9 protein-coding genes are annotated in these 19111 nt (G+C 34.1%); all 9 read right to left on the bottom strand.

All coding sequences use genetic code 11. The features are described 5' to 3' along the window. Window positions 1-73: 73 nt before the first annotated feature. Window positions 74-2053 (bottom strand): alpha-L-arabinofuranosidase C-terminal domain-containing protein, encoded by a 1980-nt coding sequence (locus C8C83_RS18790; RefSeq protein WP_121330129.1) that lies wholly within the window; start codon window positions 2051-2053, stop codon window positions 74-76. Window positions 2054-2073: 20 nt separating this feature from the next. After that, window positions 2074-3513 (bottom strand): glycosyl hydrolase family 28 protein, encoded by a 1440-nt coding sequence (locus C8C83_RS18785; protein ID WP_121330128.1) that lies wholly within the window; start codon window positions 3511-3513, stop codon window positions 2074-2076. A gap of 105 nt (window positions 3514-3618) precedes the next feature. Further along, a complete protein-coding gene (locus C8C83_RS18780) occupies window positions 3619-5148 on the bottom strand; it encodes a glycosyl hydrolase family 28 protein (RefSeq protein ID WP_121330127.1) in 1530 nt (509 codons plus the stop codon). 179 nt (window positions 5149-5327) lie between these two features. Next, complete coding sequence (locus tag C8C83_RS18775; protein WP_132011847.1) at window positions 5328-6965, bottom strand: sodium/sugar symporter; 1638 nt, start codon at window positions 6963-6965, stop codon at window positions 5328-5330. Between the two features lie 211 nt (window positions 6966-7176). Continuing rightward, the gene (locus C8C83_RS18770) at window positions 7177-8319 is read right to left on the bottom strand and encodes a DUF5009 domain-containing protein (protein WP_121330126.1); all 1143 of its coding nucleotides are present in this window, start codon (window positions 8317-8319) and stop codon (window positions 7177-7179) included. 148 nt (window positions 8320-8467) lie between these two features. After that, window positions 8468-11605 (bottom strand): glycoside hydrolase family 2 TIM barrel-domain containing protein, encoded by a 3138-nt coding sequence (locus C8C83_RS18765; RefSeq protein WP_121330125.1) that lies wholly within the window; start codon window positions 11603-11605, stop codon window positions 8468-8470. 43 nt (window positions 11606-11648) lie between these two features. Continuing rightward, window positions 11649-12527: an inositol oxygenase family protein gene (locus C8C83_RS18760; RefSeq protein ID WP_121330124.1), complete on the bottom strand. Its 879-nt coding sequence runs from the start codon at window positions 12525-12527 to the stop codon at window positions 11649-11651. 504 nt (window positions 12528-13031) lie between these two features. Further along, window positions 13032-17069, bottom strand: coding sequence for a two-component regulator propeller domain-containing protein (locus tag C8C83_RS18755; protein ID WP_121330122.1), 4038 nt, complete (start codon window positions 17067-17069; stop codon window positions 13032-13034). Between the two features lie 52 nt (window positions 17070-17121). Beyond that, window positions 17122-18957, bottom strand: a complete 1836-nt coding sequence (locus C8C83_RS18750; protein WP_121330121.1) for a metallophosphoesterase — start codon at window positions 18955-18957, stop codon at window positions 17122-17124. Between the last annotated feature and the right edge of the window lie 154 nt (window positions 18958-19111).

The raw sequence follows: 19111 nt of genomic DNA, 5'->3' as shown, positions 1-19111 counted from the left end.
TAAAAACCTGTTAGGTTTAATTGGAAGAATACCAATATTTTATTTTAAATTTTTATTCGTTTAAATATTAATTTTAAATCGCTTTCAGTTTTAAAACAGTAATAGAATAAGCAGGGAGTTTTAAATCTTGTTTTCCTTTTGTTATTTTGTACTCACTTTGTTTTGGAGTTATTTTTTTAGGTTCAGCAAAAGTATTTTCATCTTGTGTACTTGGACTTTCCAGTCTTATAATTGTTCCTTTTGATCCTAATTTTACTCCTTTCAAATCGATACTCACTTCTGATGCTGATGACGCAGTATTAACTAACTTTACAATTATTTCTTTGCTATTTACATCTTTTACTGCCGATGCGTATAAATCATTTTGTCCCGTTAAAGCTTTTCCATCTTTGGTAATGCTCAATAAATCTGTTCCTTTATTGGTTGAAAATAATTGCTGTACATAATAATTCGCCGATCCATAAGATTCTAAATTATTGAACCAAATCATATCAGGCGTCCATTGCCAGGCATCTTCGTGCGCCATCAAAGGTGCGTAAGATGTTAAATGAACTACTTCTGCATTTCTTTCTAATCCAGTCATAAAAGCGGCTTCAGAAAAAGCACATTCCCAATTATTTCTATTATTCGGATTGGCTCCTGAAACACTTTGCGCTGCATATTCTCCCGCAAATATTTTTGGACCTTTTCTATCATAATTATCATAACGTCCGGCATTTTCTCTAAACCATTTCGGGCTTTCATAATAATGTTCATCTACCAATTGTGCATTGAGTTTTTTTAGTTCTTCCATAGCAAAATCAAAATGTTCACCAGCAGGAGAAGGACCGCTTCCGGAAACAATAATGATATTTGGATATTTTGTTTTTATGGCTTTTTCAAAAACTTTGAATCGGTCGATATAATCCGGTCCCCATTGTTCGTTTCCTACACCAATATATTTTAGATTAAATGGTTTTGGATGTCCCATATCCGAACGGATTTTTCCCCAATTTGTAGTCACATCACCATTGGCAAATTCAATTAAATCTAAAGCATCCTTAACATACGGATCAAGTTCATTTATTGGCGCCAATTCTCCAGTATTGTACTGACAAGCCATTCCGCAGCTTAAAATAGGAAGCGGTTCTGCACCAATATCTTCTGAAAGCTGGAAATATTCAAAAAATCCTAATCCAAAACTCTGAAAATAATCCGGAGTTTGTTTATGACTGAATTCTACATTCCAGCGGTTCATTTTTGTTTTTCTATCTTCTACATTTCCAACTGATTTTTTCCATTGGTAACGATCAGACAATGTTCTTCCCTCAACAATACAGCCTCCCGGAAAACGCAAAAAACCTGGTTTTACATCGAATAAAAGCTGAACCAAATCTTTACGAAGTCCGTTTTTTCTGTTCTTCCAGGTATTTTCAGGAAACAATGAAATCATATCTAAATCTATCGTTCCTGTTCCTTCAAAAGTTATTTTCAATTTTGCTTTTGCCTCGGTTTGAGTCGCCGTAATCTGCGATGTATAATTCGTCCATTGATCTGAATTTGGAACAATGCTCGTTTCTCCAATCACTTTTTGGTCTTTATCAATTAACTGAAAAACGATTTTTTTGATAGTATTTTTTTGATTCGCAGCTTTTAATGAAAGGTTGTATTTGGCATCTTTCTTCACTCCCATTCCTCTAAAACCTTCATTTATTAATACGTAACCTTTTGCATTATTGACTTCAACCCTGCAAAAAACAGTATTATTTGCCTCAATCTTAATTGGCGCGGCACTTCCCGATTCTTTGTTCAAAGATGATCTTTTTGTATTTGGCTGCTCCCATCCCATCAAAGGTTTATCAAATTCAAACGATCTGTTTTTAATCAATTCAGCATATAATCCGCCGTCTGCGGCAAAATTGATGTCTTCAAAAAACAATCCAAACATCGTTGGCTGAATTTTAGTAATGGTTTTAGTAGCATCAACTTCTAAAGTCAGTTTTTGAGCATTCAAATAAAAACTGCTTAAAAGCATACCGCAAATGGTAAATTTTATAAGGATCTTGTTTTTCATAGGTTTTGGAATGGAAGAAATTATTTTTTTACTGCCTCTAATTTAGCAGGAAAAGCCGATTGTCCGTCTAAATTTGTTACAATTAATTCATCTACATTTTTACTTTCGACTGCATATTTAAAATATTCTGGTTTGTTTTTTCCCCATTGTACGGTACAATTCTGCACTTTAATACGTTCTGCCGAATCAAAATAAAATCCCGAAGTACTTCCTTTTACAAAACCTTCTACATTAGAAGGGCGTCTGTCATAAACTCCACCCGGAAAAGAGGTTATTTTATCAATAAAAATACTCACATTGTCAAAAACAATATTCTTGATTTTGTCTTTGGATTCTCCGCTTACAAACACGCCATTTTCTCCTGTACATTGAATATTAGAGAAATAGACATTCTTGATTTCTCCTACTTTTCCTTCAGTTGCTCCTTTTGGAAAACGCCAGTTGGCATCTTTATGATTTCCTTTTGCTCTGCTAAAAGCCGTTACATAAATCGGTTCTGCCTTTCCCCACCAAGTGTCAGTATTCAATTTACTTTCGATAATAATATTCGAAAAAATAACATCGCTCACGGTTCCTTCATCTCTATTCTGAATTCCTAAGGCACGATTGCTGTTTTTAATAATACAATTATTGAATACCACTTGCCTGATTGCATCCATGTTTTCTGAACCTATTTTAATCGCGCAACTGCTGCTGGTCATCGTACAATTAGTAACTGTAATGTTTTCGCAGGCACCAAACTCTTCAAATTCTCTTCGGTTTTTTAGACAAATACAATCGTCTCCGCTTTCGATATAACAATCGCTGATTCTCACGTTTTTAGAATGATCCAAATCGATACCGTCGCTGTTACGGACTTTTAAACTATTCAATAGAGTAATTCCGCTGATTACAACATCATTACAACCTACTAAATGAACTGTCCAATAAGCCGAATTTCCGATATGAACGTCTTTTATTCTGATATTTTTTCCTCCAATAATCGTCAATACATGAGGTCTTGGATCTAGGACATTAAAAGGTTTTAAAACATAAGCATCTTCCTGTTCTTCGCCCATAAAAGAAATTCCGTTTCCATCTATTTTTCCGCTTCCGCTAATGGTAAAATCCTTTATATTTTCTCCTCCAATCCAAATCGTTCCTTCTCCCGGATTGGTTCTAAAAGCACTTTTGGTATATAATTTTTCATCTGGACTTGCCAATAATTTAGCTCCGGCTTCAATATGAAGATCTACTTTGGATTTTACATCAATTGGTCCGGCTAAAAACGTAAACGGTGCCGGAATCAAAACTCTTCCACCCGTTTTAGTACAGGCATCAATTGCTTTTTGAATCGCTGCTGCGTCATTGGTTTTTCCGTCTCCTTTTGCTCCGTATTTTTTAACGTCGTAGATTTTCTGTGCAGAAATAGTTAAGGAAACACAGAAAATAAGTATCGTGATTATGGATTTCTTTTTCATTTTATTTTATTTATAAAAAACCTTGTTAAAGAGAGTCTTCGCAAAGTTTTTTTGTTTTTAAGTTTTTTAATAAACTTTGCGTCTTCGCGCCTTTGTAGCAAAATTTCAATGCGCAGGTAATTCAAATTTATTTTGCTCTGGTTCTATTTTTCTTTTTAAAGATTCACTATCCAGATTACTTGATGAAACATCTTTAAAAACAATCTGGTTGATTTTATCCGAAGGAATATCAATCGCTTTCATTGTTAGATTTTTTACATCATCAAAAACAAAAGCGGGACGAAAATCATCTTTTTCCAAAATCAGTTTAATATTCTTCATTTCGATTCCGTTTACGTGACGTACATAAAATCCCCAAGATGGTAATTCTCCAAACATGGTAAATTCTGGATAACCGTTTATGTTTTCTTTTACATCTTTTAATCTGCTTAAAGGATGATACGCCATTCCTTTTGAAGCTCTTCCGGGATAAGTAATTTCGATGTTTTCTAAAGTCACATTTTCTACCAAATGCCCCGGAATCCCAGCAATAGAAGCCGGAAACGGATTATGGAAATAATCTACTTCTGGTCCGCGCATATCATAATCAATATCTGGACGCCCAAAAGGAACCTGCACTTTTACATTCTTAATTGATACATTTTTGATATATCCCGGTTTATCTCCATTTCTGTGTCCTAATCGAATCAATATTGCATTTCCAGTATTTACGGCTGTAATATTTGAAACATTGATATTTTCAATTTCGGCACCATCTACAGATTCAATCGCAATTGCTGATCTGAAAGTATCAAAAACCTTGATATTCTCAATGGTTACGTTTTTAAAACTGCAGTAAGAACCTGTTCCAAATTTTACCGCATTGGCACTCGATCTAATGGTACAATTTCCAATATAAATGTTATTGTTTTGCAATCCCGGTGATTCTGATTTTAGACAAATACCATCATCTGCTGCATTTACATTACAATTGGTAATTCGAACATTTTCGCAACCGTCAACGTCAATTCCGTCATTGTTCCAATAAGCAGTACTATTGACTTTCATAGAATCAATTGTAATATTCTTGCATTCGCTGAAGCATTGCACCCAACCCGGACTGTTTTTTAATGTGATATTAATCATCGTTATAGAATCACATTTTACAAACGAAATCAGCTTTCCTCTTCCGTCTTCAGGGCGCATTCTTCTGTAATTATATTTTGGATCAATTCGAACTCCGGTATGATGTAGACTATCGATTGCCAATGCCAGTTCTCTTCCTTGTCCGTCTATAATTCCTTTTCCTTTTACAGCAATATTTTTTGATTCATTTGCTACAATCAATGCTCTTATTCCTTCATATTTAGGATAATCATCTGGATTGGTACTTCCTAACAAAACTGCTCCTTCTTCAAAAAACAATTCAACTCCGTTTTTTAAAACAATACTTCCGGATAGAAATTTACCTTTAGAAAAAACAACTTTTCCTCCTTTATTTTTGTTAGCCGCATCGATCGCTTTCTGGATTGCTTTTGTATTTAAAGTTTTACCATCTCCTACAGCGCCATATTTTTTAATATCAAATATCTTTTGTGCCGAAACGGTTACTGAAATACAAAAAATAAGCAGTGCGATTATAAAATTTCTTTTCATCTCTTTTTACTTTTTAATCTCGCAAAGGCTCAGAGTCGCTAATTAAAAGCAAACCATATAAGCGATTTAAGATAATTTAAGTTTTTCCTTAATTGACTTATTAGTTATATAATTCTAAAAAAAACTTTGCGCTTTTGCGTCTTTGCAAGAAATCATTTCATCTTTATAACTATTAAAAATTACCAGAAAACAGTATATAAAGCCACTAATATTCCACAGATAATAAATGATCCAACGATAAACTCTGAAGAGACTTTAAACATACCGTTATCGACTTCTATTGCATGAATTTCAGTCTCTTGTTCCGAAGCTGGTTTTGCCAGACTAATGCCAACCATTATAAACACAATTAAGAAGAAAACAATAGTCATTCTGTCTAAGAAAGGGTAATCAGGAAAAGCGCCATCTGTCCACATAGGCAGGAATTTCAATATTGCGGCTAGTGGTACTGTTAATAATGCACCTGCAAGTCCTGCTGAAGGAGTTGTTTTTTTCCAGAACATTCCCAATAAGAAAACCGCTAAAACTCCCGGCGAAAAGAATCCCACATATTCTTGTATAAATTGATACGCCTGATCTAATGATTTTAATGCCGGCGCTACAAAAGCTGCTATAATCATACAAACTACAACGCACCATCTTCCTGTACGAACCAGCTTTTTTTCTGATGCCTGAGAATTGAAATATTTTTTATAAATATCTAAAGAAAAAATAGTCGAAATACTATTTGCTTTTCCAGCCAAAGAAGCTACAATTGCTGCCGTTAAAGCTGCCAGAGCTACACCTTTTAATCCAGCAGGAAGTAAATTCATTAAAGTAGGATACGCATGATCTGGTTTTAAAACTCCAGCGGCGTCAACCATTTCCTGCTGAAACATTCCGTTTGAATGCATTACAAACATGGCAATTCCCGGTAAAACGGCAATAATAGGTACTAATAATTTTAGAAAAGCAGCAAATAAAATTCCCTTGCGGGCAGTTTTCAAATCGGCTCCTAAAGCTCTTTGAACAATATATTGATTGCATCCCCAATACGCCAGATTATTGATTAACATACCGCCGACCAAAACAGACATTCCCGGCAATTCATTATAATGCGGATTTGATTTGTCTAATATCATATGCAAATGTCCCGGCGCTTCATCTGCAATAATAGCAAGTCCTTTTAAAATATCTTTTCCAAAACCAAACTGATCTGAAAGTAAAGTCAATGCTAAATAAGTTGTTACTAATCCTCCAAGAATTAACACGATAACCTGAAACATATCTGTATATCCAATTACTTTCATTCCGCCTAAAGTTACAATCACTGAGAATAAACTCAGCGCAATAACACAAAACTGAAAGCTGACCGGAGCAATTGATGAAATCGCCAAAGCTCCTAAGTAAATTATAGAAGTAAGATTTACAAATACATAAATTAAGAGCCAAATAACAGCCATAATGGTACTTACTGTTCCGCTGTATCTTTTGGCTAGAAATTGCGGCATGGTAAATATTTTGTTCTTAAGATAAATTGGTAAAATAAACATCGCCACGATAATCAATGTAGCAGCAGACATCCATTCATAAGAAGCAATCGCAAGTCCGATGGCGAAACCCGAACCACTCATACCGATAAAATGTTCTGCTGAAATATTAGAAGCTATAAGCGATGCTCCAATTGCCCACCAGGTAAGTGATCCTTCTGCTAAAAAATATTCATTTGAGCTTGTTGCTGCAGTTTTCTTGCTTCTGTAAATATACATTCCATAAGCGGTGACTATAACAAAGTAAATAAAGAAAACAATGTAATCTGCGGTTTGTAATACATTCATAATGTTGTGGTTATTGTGTGGTTAGTTAGTAAAATGTATTTTAAGATTTATGCCAATCAAGAGTTGAAAGTCTGCAATTTGTGCCGTAGGTACGCAACAAAACGATAACTATTGCGTACCTACGGCACGCCGAATTCCTTTGTATTCCTGTTTTTTTACCAATATGTAGTACCTAAAGGCGCATCTCAACTCTTGATTTACATTATTTATTCTAAATTTTTAGAAACCATTTTTTCTTATAGAGAAAATAAAGTAAAATAAGCTGTACAACTGTTACAGATAAAGCGGCAAAAAAAGGCTGCCAAACAATTGGCGTATATTGTATAAGTCCTCCAAAAACATAATCTGCGGTATGTTTAAAATCGACTAAACCTTCAGCGGCGATGTAAATTAAAATAGAATTTGAACCTATTAAAATTAACGGAAATGCCCATTTATGAAAACCGAACAAATCAATTATCAAATAAAAAAAGACAAAAAACAGTATGCTGAATCCGCCAACAAAAAACACAAACGAACTCGTCCATAAGTGTTTATTGATTGGAAAATTAATATCCCAAAGTAATCCTGCAATAATCAGTACCACTGCTGTAAGGGTCATTAAAAGCAATTTTTCTTTTACAGAATAAGAATATTTTGCTTTTAAAAATGTTCCTGTAAAAACACCTAACAAAGCTGTAGCAATTGCAGGTATAGTAGAAAATATTCCTTCGGGATCATAAACGGTGCTGTGAAGTCTGCCCGGTAAAAACAAACGATCAATATATCCTTCTAATGATCCCTCTTTAGTTAAAACTCCAGCACCAAAATCCGGTACGGGAATCCATTTCATTGCAGCGTAATAACCAATCAAAATACCGAAAAACCAGATTAGCTGTTTTTTAAAATCAAAATTCAAATAGATGATTCCGGCAAAAAACCAAGCCAGTCCAATTCTTCCTAAAACACTTGCAAAACGTGTATGATCGAAACCGTCAAATCGCAATATTCCATTTACTACAAATCCTAAAACCAATAAAATACTGGTTCTTTTAAGCATTGATAAGTATATTTTTCGCTTTTCGTTTCCTGGTAAATCTTTTGCAGTTTTAACCCCTGCAAGCTGTATTTTCTTTTCAAAAGAATATGGCATTGAAACTCCTGCAACAAACAGAAACACAGGAAAAATCATATCATAAAATGTAATCCCGTTCCATTCTGCGTGATGCAATTGTGACGACATCCAGATAAAAACAGGAATTGGGGCAGCTTTTGCCAGAGCATGAATGATATGTTCTCCGCTCATAATCCAAAACATAACAAATCCGCGAAGCGCATCTAAAGAAATTAATCTTCCATTTGTAGGGTTACTCATTTTTTTTAGTATTCAGTGGTCAGTAGTTAGTGTTCAGTTTTCAGTCGCAGTCGCAGTTTTCAGTGCCAATCTGTGACTGTAAACTGTAAACTTTTTTAGTATTCAGTGTAAACTGTGACTGAAAACTGAGACTGAGACTGATCACTTTTTAAAAAATTGGTTTAATAACAAATCCGTAGCTGTATTCACTTTGCGTCAATACATATTGTGCGTGCGGTGGCAATCCCCAGCTGTTGTCTCCTCCTAATCCGCGCTGTGTTAAATCAACACAAACTACAATTTCACTTCGAGGCGTAATGTCGCTGGAATGAATATTCTTTTTAGAAAGTCCTGCGTCAAAATCACTCGGATAATTATTCAAAGTACTCATGCCTAAAGGCTGCAGACCTTTTATTTCGAAGCCATTTCCTTTATTACCTGACAATTTAAACCAGCGTACATCTGTCTTGTATCCATTTTCCTGTGGACGTATATAAGGCACATACTGGTCTGCAACTTTACTGTAATAAATTCCTTTGAGTGCAGCTGTTTTTCTGTCCGAATAATTTTCTAAAGGTCCTCTTCCGTAATAATCCAGATTTTCTAACGTATTTTTCAAAGTAAAAATCATTCCGAAACGTGGTAATTCCGGTACTGGATTATTGCCTTTTTTATAAGAAGCTGCTATTTCTAAAGCACCGTCATTTCTTAATGCATATTTGATTGTATAATCAGAAGCAACATCGTTCAGTTTCAATTTTGCAACAACATATTGCTGTCCATTTTCCTCCTTCTGCTGTATGCTTTCTAATGTGGTATTTTTACCCGCTGTTCTCCATACATTCGCTCTAATCTCCATTTTATTTCCCAGATCATTATCGGTCGGTGCTCTCCAGAAATTAGGTTCAGGGTATTGTTTAAAGTACTCCTCGCCTTTTAAACTGTAATAAGAAATTAATCCTGTTGACTTACTTATTTTCACGATAACATTATCTGAAGTCAACACAAACTGATCTTTTTCATCCTGAATTTTAGCAGTATTTACTTTTTCTGATTTTGTAAAATAATTGGAGTCTTCGATTACAAACTGTTCTTTGGCAATTTCAAAATTTTGCGGCAGTAACTCCGAACCTATTTTAGTGTAAGCAAAAACATTCAATAAATATTCTGTTCCTTCTTTTGACTGTAATTTTGGTAAGTCAAGCTTAAACTGTTTTTTTGTTTTCGGATTTATAGCGACATCAATGCTACTTTCTTTAATTACTTTACCGTTTTCTAAAACCTGATATTTGAAGTTGTATTTATTCAGGTTTGTAAATCCAAAATCGTTTATAATTTCAATAACTCCGTTTTTAACATCTACAGCTTCAAACAAAATATCCTGATATACTTTTTTAACCTCAAACGCACCAGGATTTGGTGTTCTATCCGGCATAACTAATCCATTATTGCAATCATTTTCATCATTTGTATAATTCTGGCTTCCCATATCACCTCCATAAGCCCAGTATTTTCTGCCGTTTTCATCTTCTCTCTCAAATCCCTGATCTACCCAGTCCCAGATAAAACCGCCCTGCATATTTTTGCTTCCGCGAATGATATCCCAATATTCCTGAAAATTACCATTGCTGTTTCCCATTGCATGCGAATACTCACACATGATATAAGGACGAGTTACTTCTTTACGTGCCGCATATTCTTTCATGTAAGCAATTGTTGGATACATCGGGCAGACAATATCTGTATTTTCATTTTCTTTTGCCTGCTCAAACTGAACCAATCTGGTATTATCTCTTTTTTTAATCCATTTATAGGCTTCATGAAATACTGGTCCATTGGCACTTTCATTACCCAATGACCAAAGAATTACAGACGGCATATTTTTATCTCTTTCAACAAGACTATAAATCCTGTCCAAATGTGCTTCTCTCCATTCTGGAAGATAACCGGGATTAGTTTTTGGATTCATCCAAATTAAAGGCTGTCCTTCAACTCCCATTCCATGGCTTTCGATATTGGCTTCATCGACCAAAAACAAACCGTATTTGTTGCACAATTTTACCCACAAAATATTGTTCGGATAATGACTACAGCGTACTGAATTAATGTTCATCTGCTTCATCAACCTAATGTCTTTCATCATCGTAGCTTCGTCCTGATAATGTCCGGTTACCGGATTATGTTCATGAATATTTACGCCACGAACCATCAATCGAACTCCATTTACCAATAATTGTCCTCCTTTTAATTCTACTTTTCTAAATCCGATTTGAGAAGAAACAGTTTCTATTATATCGCCTTTTTCATTTTTTAAGGTCAAAAGCAATGTGTATAAATTTGGCGTTTCATTACTCCATAATTTTGGATTGGATACCTTCTGAGCAAAATTAATTGTCTGAATTTTAGACGCTTCAAAATTGACATTGATCTCTTTGCTAAAAACATTTTTTCCTGAAGCATCTACCAATTTTGCAACCAACTTTTGATTGTTAACAGCAGTTGAAGTCAGATTTTTTAAACTTACTTCTACATTTAAACTTCCGTTTTTATACTTCGCATCTAAATCTGGTTTGGCAAAAAAATCTGAAATACGAACATTATCGGTACTGTACAAATAAACATTTCTGTCGATTCCGGAAAGTCTCCAGAAATCCTGATCTTCGAGATAAGAACCATCGCTCCATCTGTATACTTCTACTGCAAGATTATTTTTTCCAGGTTTTAAATATTTAGAAATATCAAATTCTGCAGGACTTTTAGTATTTTCAGTATAACCAACTTTTTCACCATTCACCCAAATATACATAGCTGATGTTCCTGCTTCAAAATGAAGAAAAACATGTCGGTTTTTCCAATTTTCCGGCAATACAAAATCTTTTTTATAAGACCCTACAGGATTATCCGAATGATTGATAAAAGGCGGATTTCTTTCAAAAGGATAGGTAATATTGGTATAAATTGGTATTCCGTAACCATTTAGTTCCCAATTGGATGGCACCTGAAGTTCCTTCCAATTTAAAGTACTGAAATCCGTTTTGTAAAAATCCTTTGGACGCTGATCTGGCGTTGGCGACCAGGAAAATTTCCATTTACCATTTAAAGAAAAATACCAAGGTGAATTTTCATATCTATCGCTTATAGCAGAAATTTCATCTGCATAAGGAAGAAAAGCAGCGCGCGCCGGTTCTCTGTTAATTTGAAATACTTGAGGATTTTCCCAATCGTTATGCTCTTTTTCCTGAGCCGAAACAAAAGTGATACAAAGCAACAGGCTTAATAAAAGTATTTTGGTTTTGGTTTTATGCATTATTGTGGTTTTAGATAGCTTTCAAACGAACTTTTTGATATTTCTAGAAATTCAACTTTTCAGGTAAATATTTGGCCACTAATTCTTTATAATAAGGAAGTAATGCTTTTACATCTGGTTTAACGGGAGCTTTGGTATATAAATCGTACGGATTGAACTTTCGTACCCAGTCAAACATTTCTATATCTTTTTCATTCATTAAGTGGGCATACGCATTTTCTTTATGCTGTGAATAAAAGGAATGATAACGAATCATGTATAAAGCCGGATCCGGGAGATAATCTTTCATAATCTGATACAGATATTCGTCATGTCCCCAACTCATTTTTACATTATCCAGTCCGCAATTTTCTGTGTAAACACCAAATTTGGTATTGAATCTTTCGTCTGTATAATCTGGATTTTCTTTAAAAAACTCTGGGTAAACAATCTTGTCTGAATAGGCACACCCAACCGGAAATGTATCACCAACAACTGCCCACTGCGGTTCTCCGAACAAACATAGAATTTTACCCAAATCATGAATAAAACCCGTTAGCACAAACCAATCCGGATGACCATCTGCTCTAATAGCTTCAGAAGTTTGCAAAAGGTGCTGTGTTTGATCTAAATCAATATCCGGATCGCTGTCGTCTACAAGAGTATTTAAAAAATCAACGGCTTCCCAAATTGACATTTCCTTTTTATTGAATTGTAAAAACTCCTGCTCTTTGCTGCACACAAAATCATACGTTTGATAGATATGGTTAATTCTGTAAAATTCCTTAACCGTTTCTACTCTTTCCGAATCGACATAATTCCTGAATTCTTCTTTTGTTTTTTCCGGCGTACTTTCAGAAGGATCAGGATATCGCAATAACAAATCGTCTTCCCATTCATCTAAATTATTCAACGGATTATCTGTGTCTATATGCTTTTTCATAGTGCTAAAAAGTTATAAGTTATAAGACAAAAATAGAATTACCTACACCGTTCAAAATGGATTAATACATCAAAAACATGGATGATTTTGATTATTATAGGATTTTTACATGTTTTTTTAGCTAATTATTTGATTTTATAGCATTTCAACCATAGCCCGTGGTTTCAACCATGGGAGACATCGTGAAGGAAAATTTGTTTACGGATATGCATTGCGGATTTGCATTGTGCTCCCAAGGTTGAAACCTTGGGCTATGTTCTTCAAAAGATTTGTCAAAAAAATTTGTGGCTGTATAATTAATGCCAATCAAAGATTTAAAGTCTGCAATTTGTGCCTATAGGCACTACATATTGGTAGCAATTAGGTTCGTAATACATTGGCGTGCCGTAGGTACGCAACAAATGATAACTATTGCGTACCTACGGCACGCTAAATACATTTCTGTTCTTGTTTTCTACCAATATGTAGTGCCTAAAGGCACATCTGAACTCTTGATTAGCATAATTAATTGATTAATTTGCTTGGCGGGAAACCAAATTGTTTTTTAAAACATCTACTGAAATATAAAGGATCGTTGAAACCTACGAGATTGGTTACTTCAGAAACATTATACTTTTTGGTTTTAAGGAGTTCTGCTGATTTTTTTAAGCGAATAGTTCTAATAAATTCATTTGGCGCCAAATCGGTCAATTCCTTAATTTTTCGATATAATTTAGAAGAACTCACGCCCAATTTATCGCATAGTAATTCCGTAGAAAGATCTACTTCACTTAAGTTATCATTGATAAGATTCGTCACTTTTTCCATAAATTCCTCATCTATTGGAGAATGTGTCAGCATACTTATTTTGCCTTCTACTTCGCCGGAGAATTTTTGTTTAAGTTCTAATCTTGATTTGATCATATTTTCAATCACCGTTTTAAGTAATAATGGCTCAAAAGGTTTAACTAAATATCCATCAGCACCCATGTCATACCCTTTTACTTTATCCATATTTTCGGAAAGCGCAGTAAGCATCACAACCGGAATATGACTAATGAATTCATCATTTTTAAGTTGTCGGCAAAACTCTAATCCGTCCATAACGGGCATCATAACATCGGCAACACATAAAATTGGTTTAATTTGTCGGCAGATTTTCAAACCTTCTTCTCCGTTTTCTGCGTCATAAACTTTGTAATAATCAGACAAATAGTCGACCAGATATTTTCTAAGTTCGCTGTTGTCTTCAATTACTAATATTTTCTCTTTAAGATCGGTATTCTGGATGATTTTCTTAGCTGCTTTTTCCGGAATCAGCATACTAAGATTGTCATTTTTAAGGGCGTATTCAAACACCTCTTTATGCTCATAAGAATCACGGTCAATCGGAATTTCGACCCTAAATGTACTTCCTTTTCCTTGTGTACTTTCTACCGAAATAATTCCTTTATGGATAGCCACTAAAGATTTTACCAATGACAAACCAATACCCGATCCGGTATTATTGGCTTTACTGTTTGTTGCCTGATAAAATCGTTTGAAAATTTTATCCTGACTTTTTAGCGGAATTCCAATTCCATCATCGGTAACTTCGATCACTAAAATTTCTTCAACAGTATCTTTCAGCCTGATATACAAATCTACGTTTCCGTTTTTGTTGGTAAACTTTAGGGCATTCGATAATAAATTATATAGAATTTTATCGTACTTATCGTTATCCAGCCAGCCGTTTATTTCATTATCTTCAGTAATAAAATTGAGCTTAATCTTTTTATTATAAGCCATTTCCTTAAAGGAATCAAAAATATTTTTCGAGTAAGCAAGAATATCCGTTTTAGTCACTTTCAGTTTCAATTCACCTGATTGTGCTTTTCTAAAATCCAATACCTGATTGACCAGATTCAGCAATCTGCTGGCATTTTGATAAATTAGATTGTATCTGCTTTTTTCATAATCGGTTGCGTTGCTGCTTTCATCTAACAGCTGTTTTGCGGGACCTAAAATCAGTGTCAACGGCGTTCTTAATTCATGCGAAATGTTGGTGAAGAAACGCAACTTTTCATTATTTAACTTAATATCATGTTCTCTGTTTACTTTTTCGGTAAGAAGTTCTTGTTTTAAACGAATACGGTTTTTTATTTCTTTTCTAACAAAATAAAAAATGCCAAATAAAAGTGCAAAAAACAGTAAAAAAGAAGTTGGCGTCAACCAGAAAGGCGGAAGAATTTTTATTTTATACGAAACCGTTTTGCTCCAATATCCGTCGCTGTTGCTTGATCTTATTTTGAATACATAATTTCCGGGATAAAGGTTCGTATATTGAACAATTCTCGAAGTACTATTTGCTGTAATCCAATGTTTATCAAAACCTTCGAGCATATATTGAAACTTATTCAGTTTTTCATTTGCGAAAGAAGGAGCGGAAAACTGAATCGAAAAATTGCGGTTTTTATGTGACAGTTCTATATCTTTTCCATAATTCAAATCTTTTGAAAGCGGAATTTCTCCATTGATCTCCATTTCTGGAAATACTTCTTCATTCTGAATTTTAAATTCGGAAATAACAGGTAACGGTGACCATTTATTTCTTTTCATTGCAGGCGGTGAAAAAGAAATAATTCCATTTTTACCTCCAAGAAAAATATTAGAATTATTAAAATAAAAAAAGCCGCTTGAACTAAAAACGTCCAATCTATTACCACTGTTTACATGATAAATACTAATGTCTTTTAAGTTAGATTTAACAAAGGCAATATTATTGTTATTGATATTCAGCCACAAATTTCCATTTGCATCTGATAGAATATCGGTAATCCATTTACCAGAAAGTTCTTTAAGTTTCTTTACAGGTTCAAATTCGTTTTCCCTGGCATTGAACAAACAAAGCCCAAAACGTGTTGAAGCCCATATTTTTCCTTTTGCATCTACTAAAACATCGCTGACATTTTCATCATGCGGTACTCCTTTTTCTTTGATAAACAGGGACGAATAGGTTTCTATTTTTCCTGAATTGATGTTGTATTTTACAACTCCGGTTTCGGTAGCAAACCAAACATTATCTTTAACGTCTCTTTCTATCGCATTTATCTGAAAACCAGGCAAAAGTTTTCCTTTTGAACTCTCTACTTGCAATGTTTTGGTATTCAGGATTACTGCTCCTTCTCCAAAAGACCCCACAATCATAGAATCGTCTCCAATCTTGGCAAAAGCAAAAACGGGAGATTTTTCAAATCCTGTTTGAATTTCTCTTGAAGAATTTGTGCTATAATTGTAAACTAAAATATTACCATCCCACAGACCGCAGTAAAAAATCTTTCCGTCATCAGAATAAATACTTGCGATATCTTTTCCCGTGTTGTGCAAAGGAGTCGAGCCTTTTATATTAGAAATAAAAAGTCCGTTATGATAGGTTGCCACAATCACTTTTTCATCATAGGTTTTAGCAAAACCCCTTATACGCGGCGCCTGATTTCCTATGGAACGTGATATATCTTTATTTAAAGTGAATTGATTTTCATAAGGATCGTATTTATCTAATCCGTCTTCAGTTCCGATCCATAAAACTCCGGAAGCATCAAAATAAAGTGCCGAAATTAAATTATCTATAAGCGAAGTATCATCTGATAAAATAGAATAATACCATTTGTATTTTCCTTTTTGAATGTCTTCTAATTGATTACAAACCAACAATCCTCCTAAAGTTCCAACCCAATATTTTCCGTCAGGAGCACGGGCAACTGATAAAAAATACGGACCTAAAGCGCCTCTGATCTCTTTATTCTCAATATATAAATTGACAAATTGATTGCTGGCTTTGTCTAATTTGTACAAACCTTCGCGGGTTCCAACAAAAATATCCGATTTGGCATCTTCATAAATAAAATTAAGATATGGATTTTTTATGTTCGAATTTGGAACAGAAAGCGTGTAAGTGTTAATTCTGACAATTGCTCCTTTTGCATCCATCGTTATTTTTGCAACACCAGATTTTTCATAACTTCCAATCCAGATATTGCCTTTTTTGTCTTCAAAAATTTCTTTTACGTAATCGAAACCTTTAAGCTGAATTTTCTCGAATCGGTTTTCTTTCAAAAAGAATAAATACACTCCTTTTGTTTTGGTTCCTACCCAGACTCTTTTAAATTTATCTACATAAACTGCTCTGACTTCATCGTCAGGAAGGCTGTTTGGATCTTCTTTTTTATTATAAAAAGTAGTAAATACATGAGTGTCCATTTTAAAAAGTGTCAGTCCTTTTCGAGTGCCAATCCACAAGTGATTTGACTCTTCATCCAGTTCTAAAGCTGTAATATCGTCATTGTACAATTTATTTTTCCCCGGAGTAGAACTCATGTAGTTTTTGAACTGATAACCGTCGAAACGATTTAATCCTGAGAATGTTCCAAACCACATAAAACCTTTTTTATCCTGCACAATATGTCGTACTGAATTATGAGACAATCCATTATTGTCATTATAATGCGCAAATTTTATATTCTGTGAATAAGAATGATAAAAAATGGCAAAAAACAAGAATAATATAAAAGGCTTTTGTCTCATGAAAATAAATTATAAATGCAATTTAATCTTTTTGATTTAATAAATATCAAAATTATTTAACAGATAAATTATCAATTTTATTATTTTTTAAATCAATCTTAAAATGATCGGAAGGCTCGCCATTCATGGTCTTCAAAAATATTTGTGCCCATAAAATCAATTTTGAATCATTTGATTTTTTTAACTGCCTGCAAACCAATTCATATTGTTTTAATCTCTTGCTTCCGATTTCAGGAATGGCTAATTCATCGGCATTTTTTAAGCGGTAAAAATCGAAAATCATATCAAAACCCGTCCATGATTCGAAATCAGAAATTGTTAAAGAATTTGATTGCAGCTCTTTATCAATTTCTGAAACATTTTTATTTATTAGCAATAAATCTTTACCTGAAAGGTTTACAATTGACTTTAAAAATTCGGCAGGAAAATCTTCGGGCAAAAACCTTAATCGTACTAATTCTTTTAAATGCCAAGTGGTAAATTCTTTATAATCCTTTGCTTTTAAGATTTCTTTATTCCAAATAAAATTGCTTTTACTATTTTGTAAATGAGCATATTCTTCTTCATAAAAAGGAAATAAACTATTGAATTTATTGACTTTGCCAATTACAACAGTTTCAACTTCAAGTTCAGAAGCAGAATGAATGGTCAATATTTTATACGCGGGCATATATGCTGCAAGTGATGGCGTTTGAATATTAAACAATGTATTTCCTTTTGCTGATGTTCTTACGCCCGTATCATTGATATGCATATGTCCGCCAAAATGAATCTGAATTCCTGCATCTGCAAATTGTTGCGCAACTGCTTCATCTGGAACTCTTTGCAATTGCATTTTATCGGCACCAAATAGCTGTTTTAATTCCGGCGATGCATTGTCATTAAATTCAACCATTGGATAATGACTGAAAGCGATCAGTATTTTTCCTTTTTGTTTCGCTTCCGCGGAAACTTTTTTGACCCAGTTTAGTAAATGACTTTTATAAATTAGAACATTATTATAACCTGTATTCGCTCCAGAAAAATCATGCGGATCATCTGGTTTTCCTGATAATTTATCGTTCGGCACATAAGCATTGGCATCAATTGCCAAAAGCCAGATTCCTTTAATTGGTTCAACCAAATAACTCGCATCCGGAAGAGACAAATTGGTATTTTTAATTACATACGTTCTTTTTTCTAAAGCAGATTCTTTTTGAGCTTCTTCAAAATTATAATGCTCATATGTGTAATTTGAAAAAGGCGTTTCCCAATACAAATCAGTCTTTTTTGGAAAAAAACCAAAATCTCTCATTTCGTGAATGGTTTCCTTATAACCCCAGTTTTTTATATCGGCTGTAATGACTGGTTCCAGTTCACTTTTACTTTTATTGAAATTGTTTGCTAAACTGCTGATAATTTGCTCTTTTCCACCTTTACCCAGAAAATCAGTTTTAACGGCATCTTGCGAAAATGGTCTTACAACATCATGATTCCCGGTCGTTACAAAAAATGAGATTCCGTATTTTTGGGAATATTCGTTGAGTATTTTTCGTAATCCGCGTACGTGAACAGGTTGTCCGTCATCGCTAAAATCGCCCGGAAGTACAACTTGTTTGATGCCTCTTTTCACGATATCATTTAAGGCTTCTAAAAAGGCAAAATAATTTTCATTGAAAATTCTGGTCGAATGCAGTTGGGAATCCATCGTTCTGATATTGGCATATTCGCCCGTAACCGGATTTTTGATTCCCTGATAATTGTTGTCTTCAAATTTTGCAAAAATATCTTGTAAATGAACATCGGCTATAAAAGCGATTTGGATCTTTTTTTCATTAGAATGCTGCTCTGTTTTGCAGGAAATCAGAACTAAAAGAATCAATGAACAAAAGATAATTTTGAATGACATTTTTTATTATTTTGATAGTATAGATAGACCTAACAGGTTTTTAAAGCCTGTTAGGTCTGCTTTGCGTCTCATTAGAATCTAAAATTAATAATCGCTTATTTTATTTCGTTAGACCTAACAGGTTTTTAAAACCTGTTAGGTCTGCTTTGCGTAA

Source organism: Flavobacterium sp. 90 (genome assembly GCF_004339525.1).
Classification (GTDB): Bacteria; Bacteroidota; Bacteroidia; order Flavobacteriales; family Flavobacteriaceae; genus Flavobacterium.
The sequence above is the reverse complement of the archived record's forward strand: the minus strand, read 5'-3'. Positions and strand labels throughout refer to the sequence as shown.